Origin of the sequence: Chryseobacterium sp. KBW03, from assembly GCF_003852415.1 — a bacterium.
Taxonomy (GTDB): domain Bacteria; phylum Bacteroidota; class Bacteroidia; order Flavobacteriales; family Weeksellaceae; genus Chryseobacterium; species Chryseobacterium viscerum.
Genome location: NZ_QAJO01000018.1, coordinates 13,164 through 26,522 on the forward strand (window position 1 = coordinate 13,164; position 13,359 = coordinate 26,522).

The following is a 13,359-nucleotide window of genomic DNA, read 5'->3' on the forward strand; positions in this document are numbered from 1 at the left end:
GATTTTAGTTGCGCAAAAATTGGCCGATTCCCGGAGAATCAAAAGTGAAGACATTCTGATTTTCAGACTTGTCAATTTTATTGCTGATAGTTAATGCCCATAAAACTAATTCTTTACAGAAATTCTGATCTTCCGCACTCAGTTCAGATGCATTTTCTTCCACTACTGTTACCAGAGGTTCTATCTTATCAAGTTTAGCATAGAATTCTTCATCCGTATCATTGTAATTGAGTTCCAGGTGGTTTTTGTTGAACCATCTGATCAGATCGGTATAAGGTGTTTTGATTCCTTCTTTTTCCAGCTTGGAAATACGTGGGAATATACGTTCAAATTGAGTAATGACCGCTTTGTCAATCAGTATTTTGGCTACATAATCTGCTCCTTCCTGTTCCCCTTCGTATACCAGTTCAATTTTTCCTGTGATGGATGGTATGATCGACATGAAATCAAGCAAGCGGACTGTCGTTTTCTCTGCACCGGATTCAATTAAACGTAACTTGGCTGCTGCGACTAGGTTTTCCATAGCACTTATTGTCAGACGGGCACTTACACCGCTTTTAGCATCTACATATTCACTAATACGGGCTGCAAAAGCAACTTCTTCCAGAAGGTCTTTCGCAAAATCAGGAATCTGTATCTGTGCTTTATCTTCCGCAGAAATTAAAGCTTCCTGTTCTGTAATTTGTCGGGCAAGCGCTATTGTTTTTGGATAATGAGTGAAAATCTGGGACCCGATTCTGTCTTTCAAAGGGGTAACAATGCTTCCTCTATTGGTATAATCCTCGGGATTGGCTGTAAATACAAATTGAATATCAAGAGGCATTCTCAACTGGAACCCACGGATCTGAATATCTCCTTCCTGTAAAATATTAAATAAAGAAACCTGAATTCTAGCCTGTAAATCCGGCAATTCATTCAACACAAATATAGAACGGTTGGCACGCGGAATCATTCCATAATGTAAAACACGTTCATCGGAATAAGGAAGTTTTAAAGTGGCTGCTTTGATGGGATCTATATCACCAATTAAATCAGCAACATTTACATCCGGAGTAGCCAGTTTTTCATAGAAACGGTGAGAGCGGTGAACCCATGAAACAGGCGTTTTATCCCCCAGCTCGGCAATGAGATCTTTTGCAAATTTTGAAATAGGATTGAATGGGCTGTCATTGATCTCAGATCCTTTTACAATAGGCATATATTCATCCAGAAGGTTGACCATACTTCTTGCAATTCTTGTTTTTGCCTGTCCCCGTAATCCCAATAAATTGATATGGTGACCGGCAAGAATGGCTTTTTTCAATTGAGGAACAACGGTGTCTTCATAGCCCCAAAGTCCTTCAAAAACAGGTTCTTTCGCTCTGATCCTTGCAATTAGGTTCGCCTGGATTTCCTCATTGATTGTTTTGTCTGTATATCCGGAATCTTTTAATTCTTTGAATGTAATATCGTTTTTCATTTTCTTGTAATACTAATTATCTGGTAAGATTTTTATTGTAAATATTTTGGATAGCAAGTCTGAAATCTGACCTCTATATTCTTCTTATTCTGTTTTTCTCATAATCCTCAAAAATCATTTGCCCTAAACCTGATAGCCCGGTCAGGAAAGCTTTTCCTTTGTTTTGAGCTGTAAATTCCTCTACAAATTGACGCAGATAAGGATCCTGGGCAATCATAAAAGTTGTGATGGGAATTTTCAGTTTTCTGGCTTGTGCAGCTCTGTTGAGACATTGGGTGACAATTTTTTCATCCAACCCGAAACTGTTCATATAAAACTCTCCGCTAGGCAGCTGAATACAGCTTGGTTTTCCGTCGGTGATCATAAAAATCTGCTTATTGGTATTCCTTTTTCTACGAAGAATATCCATTGCCAGTTCCAGACCTGCAACGGTATTGGTATGATAAGGCCCGACTTTCAGATAGGGAAGATCTTTGATTTTGATGGGCCATGCTTCGTTTCCGAAAACAATTATATCAATAGAGTCTTTTGGGTATTTCCTTTTAATCAGTTCCACAAGTGCCATCGCAACCTTCTTGGCTGGGGTAATGCGGTCTTCACCATATAAAATCATAGAGTGGCTGATGTCAATCATCAAAACCGTACTCATCTGCGCCTTATGTTTTGTCTCTTCTACGATGAGGTCGTCTTCTGTAAGGCGAAGGTCCGAAATTCCGTTATTGATCTGAGCGTTTTTTAGACTTTCCGTCATATTCACGGCTGCTAAATCGTCTCCATACTGGAAGGACCGGTTTTCTCCATCCCGTTCATCTCCAATTCCTGTTTTTGTGGTACGGTGGTTCCCAGCTCCGTTTTTCTTCAGTTTTCCAAAAATCTGGTCTAAGGCGTACTCGCGAAGGGCAGCCTCCAGCTTAGGAGTCAATATATTTTTACCTTTTCCGCTTCCCGTATTTCCTTCTTCCGGATCTTCTTCTCTGATATAGCCTCTTTTTTTCAAATCTTCTTCAAAATCCTGAAGGGTATATTCATCATTGAAAATGTCATATTCCTTGTCAAGCATATCGAGCCACTCAAAAGCTTCCTCAATATCTCCGGAGGTGTGGGTAAGCAAATCTTTGAAAACATCAAAGACCCTGTCGAAATGAGATAATTCCTCCGGCACATGTTTGCTGAATATAAAGCCTTTCTGAGAATTAAAATTTTTATCTGTCATAAGATGATAAAGCTATTTTGCTGTTTGCTTTCGAATAGTTCAGCTGATGTAATGAAACGGCCTGAAATATTCTGTATTCTTTAATTTATTTCAAACCGAAAAGTTAGGTAAATATCATCTTAAGATTCCTCTTGAGAAATAGAAAATACTAATGGTAGTGATATGGAAATCGTATATAATGTATTCCTTACAAAAGGTCTTGAATCAATATAAAGGTTTGTTTTTTTAACAACAAATGCACAATAAAAATTTGTGCATTGATGGAATCAGTCTGGAAAAATCAATTGTATTGTGTGGCAAGCCTTCAGAGAATTCGGATGTGCTTTATTCGTGATATTTTAATCCGTCTAAAGCTTTATCTACTTTTTTATTTTCACCATACACAATTATACCTACCAGATCCAGATGATCGGCGGTATGCTTTGCTATTTCAAGAACATTTTCTTCACCGGATCGGGTGTCAAAGAGCTGTTGGGTATAGATCCCGATTGCCAGTTCCCGATCTTTTGACCGGCGGAATGCTCTTTGAAGTTTCTCTGTACTTTCAGCTTTATAGACAAGGGTAGGATGCTTTATAAAAGGTAAGAATTCTTCCTGGTCTGCAGTTACGAATTTTTCACCATGGGTTTCCGGAAACTGAATGGCAATGCTTCCTGCCAAAAAAGAAACAACATTAAGTTTTTGCCATGGTAACAGGTCATCTTTAATGACAACGGCTACTTTTTTATCGTACATATTTTATTTTTTTATATTTAATTCCATTTGAATATTACAGCGCTCATAAGGGGTTGAACGTCCGGTTACTTTCTGGAAGCCCAGTTTGTAATACAGATTGATGGCAGGTTTCAATATGGTGTTGCTTTCAAGGTATATTTTTGATGCGCCGGATTCTTTTGCTTTGCTGATGATTGCCTGTCCAAGCAGCCAGCCTATATTTTTTCCCTGTGCCTTTGGAGAAACAGCCATTTTTGCCAGTTCAAAATCATAAATTGGATCATTCATTTTTATGAGAGCACAGACACCGAGCGGTTCGCCATTGTATAAAGCCACAAGTATCTTTCCTCCTTTATTTAGAATATATTCATCAGGATTATCCAGTGCTTTGTAGTCAGCCTCTTCCATTTTAAAATAGGTAGAGATCCACTCTTCATTGAGGGCTTTAAATGCTGATTGATATTTGGGTTCATAATCAACGATCTTTACATTTTTACTTTCGCGGGATTTTTTCTGTTCTTTTACTCTTGAGAGCAAAGATTTTTGTTCAAACAGATGCTCCCACTCTGCAAGTGCCTCCCAAAGATTGTATGTAGCTTCGCTGATCATCTCATCTATGGCATGATCAATATCTGTGCACTGTATTTTTATTTTGGCAGAAAATTCTTTCCCTTTTTCCGTAAGTCCTGCAATATTTCTCCTCTTATCCTCTGATTTCTGATTATCCTTTACCAGTCCCGCAGAGGTCATTTCTTTGATGATTTTGGTCACTGAAGGTTGAGAATGTCCTATTTCTTCTGCAATCTCGGTAATGGTTTTTGAACCTTCTTCGGAGAGAACAAAGAATACAGGGAACCATTTTGGTGAAAAATCAACCTCATACAGTTCATAAATCTTTGCGGCTTCTTCTGTCATATTTGAAGCCATAAACCGCAATCTGCTGCCCAGTGCAATTTTCCCCGTTTTTTCAAATAAATCCATAAGTATAATTAATTATATAACTAGTTATACAAATGTAATAAATTAATTAATAAACAATGAATACCTTGAGTTAAAAAATGATTAAATATATTTAGATATGATCGAGAAAGATATCAGAGAAGCTTTCTGAGCCGTGATTTGCTGTGAAATGAAAACAATAAAGCTCCAGATTATTCCGGAGCTTTATTATTATTCTAGAAATGGTTTACCACCCTAAGTAATATTCAGGATCTAACCAGTATGGCCAGTCTAATTTAAAATGATCCTGAAGCATTTTTTCAGCTTCACAGAAAGCTCCTTCTACCCAGCCCTGCTGGTCAGAATAGGCTTCACCGATAATATGGATATGCTCATCCATTAGTGGCTTTCTCATATAAGGCATAACATGTTTTACTGAAAAACCAGCTTTCCATGCATGATATCCTGCACCATAAGGATCATCTGTCCAGTCTCTGAAATAGGTGACATAAGGTTCGGGAATGTCTACTTTATCACCATGAAGTTCCCTAAGTTGGTTCATCAATTCACTTACCATGAATTGAGTCGCCTGAACATCATCCAGCTTGTGTAATTCCTCCAGTGATGCTGATTTGGCTGCTCTTACTTTAAACAGAACTTTGTCGTCAGAAAGGGCTTTCCAGAATGTTTCGGTTTCCATATCACCATAACTTCCCAAGAGCATTGAGTTTTTGGTTTCAGGATCGGTGCCGAAATAATAACACTGTCTCATAGGCAGGTCTGTAATAGAGTGCCCGGAATCAATATCCAGTTCTTTCCACCATGGACGCTCAAATCCCATTAGGATTTTAAAGGCAGGTTCCATGATAATAGAGCGGATATTTTTGTTGAGTTCAGTATGTTTATTAGCATCAAAAAAGAAATTGTTCTGATCCAGAAGTTCCAGTGATTTTCTTGGCATTCCCAATACTATTGAATTGGCATATACTTTCCATGTCGTGTTGCTTTGTATATTCAGGAAAGTAAGCTCGTATTTATGAGTCGCGATTAAATGATGATCTTTAGTGAATGTAATCAGTTTATTTTCAGACCAGATGCGGGCTCCTTCATGTTCCATATAAGCGTTGGCTACCGCATAGGCGATGCTGTCATAACCTTCCTCAATGGTTTTGTAGGTCGTGTCAGCAGAAAAATCTCCTACCATATAAGGAAATGCCTCTGCAGAATTCCAGTTAATGGTATTGGAGTAGTATCCTCCTGCATTAGCCAGGAATTCATATCCTTCCTGAGAAACCTGGTCTTTGATCAGGTTCCAGAAACCGATATCGTTGACCAGACGCTTGTCATAAGGAGAACCCGGGAAATTGTAAATCAGCCTTGGTTTTACAGCATCCCAATCTCTGCTGTCGAGTTTGAATGTAAAATCATAAATGCTGGGTCCCGAGAGAATCTTGTCTTTATAGGTTGCTGCTACCCACGGATCGGACATTAATACATTATAAATAATTTTATTAAATAACTGATCAGAACTGAATCCCTCATCGTTTTCATTCAGAAAATAGCGGGTAATCAGCTTGTTGTCGTGTTTTTGCTCTTCTGTCCATGCATTTTGTTTAAAACGTTCTTTTCTGATGTACATATAGAGTTTGTCCGGTTCACCCATAGGGAATTCAACAGGAGTCATCTTATCCTTCAGGACAGGGGTTCTTTTGCTTAAATCTTTTTCTTTCAACGGGTAACCCTCTATCAATGTGGTTACAATTTTCTGGGACGTCAGATAACGCATTCCTCCGAGCTCTCCCCAGAAGTTCATTCCCGGCATAATCACGGATTCCAGTCTTCCGCCTAATCTGTCACTCATGTCGAAGACCTGTACTTCATGAGCTTTATATTTATTATCGGTTACCAAACGAAAAGCGGTGTATAATCCGGAAGTTCCGGCACCGATAATGGCTGCTTCTACTTTCAGATCGGGCTGCATTCCCGGATACAGCGGGGTATCTTTGTTTACGTTTTCTTGATTCATGGTTGTATAATTTTTAAAGTGCTAAGAAATATTTATATCCTAATCGGAAAGGGGTAATGTCAAAATCAGTATGTCCGTCTAATGCCAGATCCGACATGATTTTACCTAAGAAAGGCGTGAATTTAGCTGCCCATCCTGTGGCGTACACAACGATATTTTTATGATTGGGTACGTAAGGGGGTGCAAAATCAATCAATAATTCCTTATTTGGGATCGTGCTCAAAGCGATGAGGCATGTTGAGGTGTATTCGGGTTCTGTACTCAACCCAGTCATATGGCTTTGTACCCATTCAGAAGTATAAGCCAGTTCCTGAGGGTTGGGAATCAGGGTTCTGTCACTAGGCTCTTCCAAAGGTTTGATGACAAAATCCGGAGCGACACGGATGTATTCCGGATGATCCCAGTCGACTGAAGGGAAACCATAAAACTGATTTCCATTATCTCCCGTTGCATTCTGGAAAACAAACCAGGTTGGATACTGTATGGTAGGATCGGTCTTTTTAAAATAAGCAGAAGACATATTCCAGTAGGTGGCTTCTATTTTAAAATCCAGTAAATTGATAACACTGTTGATATAAGGTCCGGGAATGATTGCCAGTTTTTTGGCGATATAAATTCCATTGGGAGTAGTAAGTTCAAAAAGGCCACCTTTTTGTTTGATCTTAAGTACAGGAGAATCTTCTCTAAGCTCAACGGTTTCTTCCTTCTGGCAAAGACTTAGAAGCGTTTCAATAGTTGCTTTAAAGTTAATACTGGCACCGTCTGGCTGAAACAGTCCTGTATAATTATCCGGAAGATCTTTGAAATGATACTGTTCTTCGATTTCCTTTGAAGTTAAGGTGGTATAAGGAACGCCCAAAGCTTCTAAAGCTTTTTCTGCTTCAGCAATATTTCCTTCGGTGGAATGCACTTCGGGATCTCCAAACCATAGTGTACCTACTTTATCAAGCAATTGAACATCGGTGTTTTTTTGCAGTTCATCCCAATAGGGTTGTGCATCCAAAGCCATTTGTACCATGTATTCATCCGGATAGGGAATCCGAAACTGGCGTGAAACTCCTGCTGAACTTCCCAGCTGATTCACAAAAGTGTATTGTTCCAATACTAAAGTTCTGGCTTGGCGCTGGCCAAGATGGTATGCTGTTGCCAGACCTATTGCTCCTCCGCCAATGACGATTACGTCGTAGTTTTCTGTAATCATAGGTTATTTGTTTTTATTTTTATAATCGTACTGAACAGATACAGAAAAAGTAAAACAGTAATAGATAAGAATGTACCATCATTACTGATCTTCAGCTATCTGTGTAATCTTTCCGTACGATAGATTATGTGGAGATAATGACCTGCCGGTACATGTGAATATGATGGTTCCCCATTGAATATTATCACTATTAATAAGCATTTCAAAGTAACAAAGAAGAGGGTATATGTTCTTAGAGTGTAAATAACCAATTATTGTATTGAGTAGAAATACTGAATGGCAGGAAAAGCTGTTTAGCAGGGGAATTTTGATCTTTTAAATGGTTGGATATAGGAGCGGTATTTTGTTCTTTTTCATACATCATTGGACCAACTATTATTTGATGTATACAATAAAATGAACAGATGCAGAATATTTTACAAGGCTTCAACTTTTGCAATTGATCTAAGAAAATGAGTTTACGCGAATAAAACTTAATGTTTACAAAGCATTTTAATACTAAATAAAATTAATTTCTCTTTATTTTATCAAGTATCCGTTATTACAAGAAGACAAAAATTACTTTAACTTTGCTAATAAGATGCTCTATAACTATTATGAAATTTTTAAAAATAATAGTATATTGTTGAAAACTAATAAGTAGTCAGGAAAATTAATTTAACTGATAAACAGATATGAAATATAAATTCTTAAATTTTAAATTGAGAAAAGTTGTTCATTACTCACTGATCCTTTGTATTTTGTTGATACAGGTCATTATTGCTATATTTTTTTATAATGAATTTGTTAATGGTAAGAAGCTGAAATTTATCAAAGATCAGCTGGAGGAAAGCCGTGCACTGGGAGGATTAACCGATAATTCCAGAAAGGATTTTATGGATGCCCAGGATCATCTTCAGAAATATATGGCTACTCAGGATAATAATGAACTGCAGTTATATTTTCAGTCCTTGAGAAAACTTAAACTGAATTTCGATAAAATTGGGGAATATGAAAATACAAGCCCAAGACTTAAAAAAACTTTAGCCATTCACAGACAGGATACGTTGAAAACTGCAAAGCTGAAAACATTAATAGATTCGGTATACCAAAACTCACTGAATCCACCGTCAAAGGTTGAGGATAAGCAATATGAACCAGCCAAGTACAAAAATGATTTTGAAGATTTCAAAATTCAAACCCGTACATATGCCGATACTGTTAAGAAGAAAGGCTTTTTCGGACGTATAAAAGATGCCGTAGCAGGGAAAGTAGATGTTCAGAAGGAGAGTACGGTGATCACAATGACCAACAACAAAACCATAGATCTTTCTCAGGTAAAATCCAAAATGGACAATACGATAAAGTCTATGGATAAGCATTATGCTGCCGAAGTAAAAAGGGTGCAGTTGCTTGCAGCTCAAAAGCAGAAGAGTAATTTACAGTTTTACAGTAACTTCAGTAAATTATTGGTTTACAGTAACGGACTGATAGAGGTTTACGAAAATGCCATCAAGGATTTTAAATCAGAACTGGAAAAAGAATACAACGAACAAAGTTCCAATAATAACCATATCAGGACTTATCTGGTATTAGGATTGATGATTCTGATGTTTATTGTATCTATTCTGATCATGTACTTTACAAGAGTAGCATTTATCTATGAGCGAAAGCTTAATGCTGCAAATAATGAAATTAAAAAGAACCTTAATTTTAAAAATAGAATTTTGGGAATGCTGAGCCATGACCTGAGATCCCCGTTAAAAATCATCAATATTTTTATAGATAAAATCTACAGAACGACAGAGGATGAAACAATAAAGGATTATCTTAAATCTATTAAATTTACCAACAGCACTCTGCTTCTGCAATCTAACCAGATTCTGGAATACACAAAAAATGAAAATGCTGAAAAAGAACTTATCAGATCTGTTTTCAATCTTAAAGAAGAGATTGGTTCTATTGTAAAGGTTATTACTCCTTATTTGGAAACCAGAAACAACAGATTTGTGGTGACAGACAGAATTCCTGAAGATCTGGTGGTATATTCGGATAATATCAGAATCAATCAGATTTTTATGAATATTCTTGGGAATGCCAATAAATTTACCGAAAACGGACAGATTGATCTCGTAATGATCACAGAGCCGCTTGGAGAAAATCAAATTTCCCTGATCACGACAGTTGGAGACACCGGAATAGGGATATCAGAATCTGATCTGGGTAAAATCTTTGATCCTTATTATCAGGGGATGGTATCTGATGAAGTAGATAATCTGGGAGCCGGATTGGGCCTTAATCTGGTAAAAGAAATTGTAGAACTTTTCGATGGTGATATATCAGTTGAAAGTAAACTGCACAAAGGAACGAAAGTGACATTCAGGATCAATTTAAATCGTAATAATAATGGAAATGCCAATTCAAAATAAAGAGATTATATTTCTGCTGGCAGACGATCACAGTATTGTACGTCAGGGAATGGAAATTGTGATCAGTGATATTGCTCCTCAAGCTAAAGTTTATCAGGCTTCGTCCTTACATCAGGTATTGGAGCAGATAGAATCTAAAAGCATTGAAATGGCAATCATTGATGCTCATTTTCCGGATGGAAACAGCCTGCATATCTTACCTCAGATGAAAAGTGCAAATCCTGATATTAAGATCTTGATTTTTACAGGACTTGAAGAGGATCTGCATGGCCTAAAATTCATCAAAGCAGGTGCTAATGGCTATCTCAGCAAACTGAGCGAAGAAGATGAGGTAAGAGAAGCGATTGCAACTTTTATAGAGAAAGGAGAATACTTCTCTGAACTTCTGCGGAATCTATCGATACAGCTTGTTTACAATCCGGATCTTATAAGTCCTCTCAACAGCTTAACCAAGCGGGAAATGCAGATTGCAGAACTTTATGCTGAAGGATATGGTAACCTGGAAATTTCGAATAGTCTGGACATAAAACAAAATACAGTAAGCACAATCAAAAAAAATATCTTTGAAAAACTAAAGATTGAAAATATAATTGAGCTTGTCGAACTTGTCAAAACCCACCATAAACTCTAGTGTTTATAAAGAATTTTTCACTTCTTAATGTCAGAATTTTTTATTTTATCGATAAATATCTATAAGGCGATCGATTTGTATCGATGGGGTTTATAGATGATTTTATTTTGTAATGTTGTTCCTTTGTACTGTGAAATTTAAGTAATGAAAAAAGTAAATGAGAAATGCTTTTTTAATTTAAAATTTCATACACAAAAACAACAAATGATTATAATTATTCGATTAAAGGATAATTATGAAAGACACAAATGATGAAATTAATAAACACTGATGAAAAAAGAAGTGTATGAGTAATCTTTGACAGGATTCTTAAAAAGCCAAATGAAAAACACAAATACATATAGTGAGGTTCGGTTGATAGGTTACGAGTACAAACAAAAAAGGAGGCAAATAGCCTCTTTTTTTGTTTTTGGAATCATGTTTTTAGTTACTTAACATATTGATGAATATGATTATACAAAAATTCTCTTGGATTATCTCTGGTAATCAGTTCAAGCTCATTCTCTGTTAATCTTCCTGAAGTGTCTGCCCACATCTGTTTATCACTTTTCTGGCTCCGTACCACGTAAAAATCACTTCCATACAGAATACGGTCACTGATTCGGCTGTCTTTTTTTAAAAGCGATTTTAAAAGCGGAAATATATTTTCATCATGAAGGATGTAGCTGATGTCGGCATACACATTGGGATGCTGTAACATCAGACTGTAAATAATCGCAAACCATGAGTTATGACGCCATGAATTTTCCAGGGCAGTAGGGATGAAATTGATGCCTTTACCCACTGGATTAGTGAACCCGTTTTCAGAAAGATATCTGTCCCGCTCCATATATTTTGCCCATTCATCTTCCCCTCCGAAATGCCCGAAACAGATTTTAAGCTCATGCAGATTTTTAGCAAGCGGTTGATCTTTTCCAGTATAGCCGAAGAGAGCATATAAAGAATCATCATTGTAATATTCCAGAAGCCTTTTCAAATAATCTTCATTCAACAGACAAAGATAATTGAGAGGATGTGTAAAATTGGTCGAAAAGTCACTGTTAGTAAGTTCATACAGTGCCAGCGGTTCATTTTTACCTTTTTCTCCGGTGGACTGCATAAATACCGGATGACTGTTCCATTCTTTCTTTTTATTACCCCGATAATAAATAGTTCCTCTGATACAGTGATTCAGAACGGGTACCTGATTTTCACAAGCCCATAACATTAAGGGCAGAATATCTTTATCAAAAGGGTAGTATCCAAGAGCAGGATAGGTTTTGATTCCTCTGAAATTTTCATGTACAATACAGTTTTTTATTTCATCAAAATAAGCAGAATCATCCTTTATCCTTCTGGGATCAGCAAATACAAAAGGAAGACAGGTCTTTGGTTTGGTCCGTCTGAGTTTTTTAAGCTCTTCAAGTTGTTCCCGGTAACTGGATTTGGAAACGCCGGCATCCATATAATCCATATCCATGGGAAGAACTACAAAACGTGAATCTGCAGGATATTGCTTTTCTAACATTCTGAATATCGTCATTTGACTTTTGTGAAATGCAAAACGGCCTATACTGATGTACCGCTTAAGGTACGCCTTTGTTTCAGGACCAGGAAGGATACGCAGGATTTGAAAAAGACTTTTGGCAATAAAGATGATCAATGTTCTTCCGGATTTGATCAGTAAAAATAGTATCAATACAATCAGAACTCTCAGTATTGGGTGCTGTGGTCTAGGAAGCAGATAAATACTCTGCATAAAGCGATTCAGCCATTCAATATATCCGAACCAGACCTCATGGTGATATTTTCCTTCCAGGTAGCCAAAGAAGAGAATCAGCAGTGTATCTACAGTAAGTATCACTGCAATCGGAATGGTAATAAAAGGAACTTTCTGAAGAAACCATTTAACACGAAAATGAAAGGCCTGCCAAGCTTTATAGGGACGCTTATATTGCCATTTTGTAGGAACCCGGTAATACCATCTGAAAAAGTTGATGATAAGTCTTATCGTGAGAATCCGTTCAAGACCTGCCGGCAGAAGTTTTTTACCAAGAAACTGCGGAATATGGTCTCCTGTAAAAGTATGGGTATGACAGTTAACGAACGGATTCCGGTTTTTTTCAGATGAATCCGCATCTGGTATAGTTTTCATGAATAAGTGAGGGATTAGTTTGGAGCCTAATTTACAAACAAAATATCATATGTGATTCTTTCCTTTTTGAAATAAAGAAATAGCCGATAAATTCAGTTTTTTGGTAACAATAGATAGAGAACTATTGGGTATTTTTTATCAAATGATAAACGGATGCTGTGATCTATCTCTTAGTTTTGTATCAAAAAAAAGATGTCAGGAGAAAAAGATTTAGCAGTTCTGCTTCAGAATATGGAACCCGTGTTGAATGCCGGTGAATATGTGTTTTGTACTGTTGAAAATTTAGGTGAGATAAAGGATATGGAAAAGATCCTGTTTTTCTTTCGGGAAGCCGAAGCCGTTACCATTGTTTTAGAAAGATCTATAGCAGAAGAGTGGAGGATGAATTACAGTTATGTTTCTTCATGGATCACCCTGAATATCCATTCCTCCCTGGAAGCGGTAGGGCTTACTGCAGCGTTTGCAAATGCCCTGAAACAGGAAAGTATCAGCTGTAATGTAGTGGCAGCCTATTTTCATGATCATATTTTTGTTGCCAAAGAAGATGCTGAAAACGCAATGAAAGCTCTTGACGCTTTAAAAAATAATTGATATAAAACTCTTACTTTGTTTTTTACAGTTAATTTTTAACTTT

10 protein-coding genes are annotated in these 13,359 nt (G+C 37.0%); 3 read left to right on the plus strand and 7 right to left on the minus strand.

All coding sequences use genetic code 11. The features are described from left to right. Nucleotides 1-4 precede the first annotated feature (4 nt). The 6 genes from DBR39_RS23530 to DBR39_RS23555 form a co-directional block, all read right to left on the minus strand. The gene (locus DBR39_RS23530; RefSeq protein ID WP_124537102.1) at nucleotides 5-1,459 is read right to left on the minus strand and encodes a sigma 54-interacting transcriptional regulator; all 1,455 of its coding nucleotides are present in this window, start codon (nucleotides 1,457-1,459) and stop codon (nucleotides 5-7) included. A gap of 73 nt (nucleotides 1,460-1,532) precedes the next feature. Beyond that, nucleotides 1,533-2,672, minus strand: a complete 1,140-nt coding sequence (locus DBR39_RS23535) for a vWA domain-containing protein (protein ID WP_124537103.1) — start codon at nucleotides 2,670-2,672, stop codon at nucleotides 1,533-1,535. Nucleotides 2,673-2,996: 324 nt separating this feature from the next. Next, entirely contained in the window at nucleotides 2,997-3,407 is a 411-nt protein-coding gene (locus DBR39_RS23540; RefSeq protein ID WP_124537104.1) for a DUF2000 domain-containing protein, read from the minus strand. Nucleotides 3,408-3,410: 3 nt separating this feature from the next. Then, nucleotides 3,411-4,367, minus strand: a complete 957-nt coding sequence (locus DBR39_RS23545; protein WP_124537105.1) for a helix-turn-helix domain-containing GNAT family N-acetyltransferase — start codon at nucleotides 4,365-4,367, stop codon at nucleotides 3,411-3,413. A gap of 205 nt (nucleotides 4,368-4,572) precedes the next feature. Next, complete coding sequence (locus DBR39_RS23550; protein ID WP_124537106.1) at nucleotides 4,573-6,351, minus strand: flavin monoamine oxidase family protein; 1,779 nt, start codon at nucleotides 6,349-6,351, stop codon at nucleotides 4,573-4,575. Nucleotides 6,352-6,364: 13 nt separating this feature from the next. Continuing rightward, nucleotides 6,365-7,552 carry an FAD-dependent oxidoreductase gene (locus DBR39_RS23555; protein ID WP_124537107.1) on the minus strand — a complete coding sequence of 396 codons (1,188 nt, stop codon included), beginning with the start codon at nucleotides 7,550-7,552 and terminating at the stop codon, nucleotides 6,365-6,367. A gap of 674 nt (nucleotides 7,553-8,226) precedes the next feature. On the opposite strand from DBR39_RS23555, the gene DBR39_RS23560 reads away from it, so the two are divergent. Together DBR39_RS23560 and DBR39_RS23565 are read left to right on the plus strand one after the other, a co-directional pair. Further along, entirely contained in the window at nucleotides 8,227-9,960 is a 1,734-nt protein-coding gene (locus DBR39_RS23560) for a sensor histidine kinase (protein ID WP_124537108.1), read from the plus strand. After that, nucleotides 9,938-10,591 carry a response regulator transcription factor gene (locus DBR39_RS23565; protein ID WP_124537109.1) on the plus strand — a complete coding sequence of 218 codons (654 nt, stop codon included), beginning with the start codon at nucleotides 9,938-9,940 and terminating at the stop codon, nucleotides 10,589-10,591. The genes DBR39_RS23560 and DBR39_RS23565 overlap by 23 nt, the downstream gene beginning before the upstream one ends. A gap of 427 nt (nucleotides 10,592-11,018) precedes the next feature. Here the strand turns inward: DBR39_RS23565 and DBR39_RS23570 are convergent, their stop codons facing one another. Next, the gene (locus DBR39_RS23570; RefSeq protein WP_124537110.1) at nucleotides 11,019-12,725 is read right to left on the minus strand and encodes an amidohydrolase family protein; all 1,707 of its coding nucleotides are present in this window, start codon (nucleotides 12,723-12,725) and stop codon (nucleotides 11,019-11,021) included. Nucleotides 12,726-12,917: 192 nt separating this feature from the next. On the opposite strand from DBR39_RS23570, the gene DBR39_RS23575 reads away from it, so the two are divergent. Next, complete coding sequence (locus tag DBR39_RS23575) at nucleotides 12,918-13,316, plus strand: ACT domain-containing protein (RefSeq protein ID WP_124537111.1); 399 nt, start codon at nucleotides 12,918-12,920, stop codon at nucleotides 13,314-13,316. The last annotated feature ends 43 nt before the right edge of the window (nucleotides 13,317-13,359 follow it).

Bases quoted from the DNA above. Each gene is read 5' to 3' on its own strand.
- DBR39_RS23560 (WP_124537108.1), top strand. From the start codon at position 8,227: ATGAAATATAAATTCTTAAATTTTAAATTGAGAAAAGTTGTTCATTAC.
- DBR39_RS23565 (WP_124537109.1), top strand. From the start codon at position 9,938: ATGGAAATGCCAATTCAAAATAAAGAGATTATATTTCTGCTGGCAGAC.
- DBR39_RS23540 (WP_124537104.1), bottom strand. From the start codon at position 3,407: ATGTACGATAAAAAAGTAGCCGTTGTCATTAAAGATGACCTGTTACCA.
- DBR39_RS23555 (WP_124537107.1), bottom strand. From the start codon at position 7,552: ATGATTACAGAAAACTACGACGTAATCGTCATTGGCGGAGGAGCAATA.
- DBR39_RS23570 (WP_124537110.1), bottom strand. From the start codon at position 12,725: ATGAAAACTATACCAGATGCGGATTCATCTGAAAAAAACCGGAATCCG.
- DBR39_RS23530 (WP_124537102.1), bottom strand. From the start codon at position 1,459: ATGAAAAACGATATTACATTCAAAGAATTAAAAGATTCCGGATATACA.
- DBR39_RS23550 (WP_124537106.1), bottom strand. From the start codon at position 6,351: ATGAATCAAGAAAACGTAAACAAAGATACCCCGCTGTATCCGGGAATG.
- DBR39_RS23545 (WP_124537105.1), bottom strand. From the start codon at position 4,367: ATGGATTTATTTGAAAAAACGGGGAAAATTGCACTGGGCAGCAGATTG.
- DBR39_RS23535 (WP_124537103.1), bottom strand. From the start codon at position 2,672: ATGACAGATAAAAATTTTAATTCTCAGAAAGGCTTTATATTCAGCAAA.
- DBR39_RS23575 (WP_124537111.1), top strand. From the start codon at position 12,918: ATGTCAGGAGAAAAAGATTTAGCAGTTCTGCTTCAGAATATGGAACCC.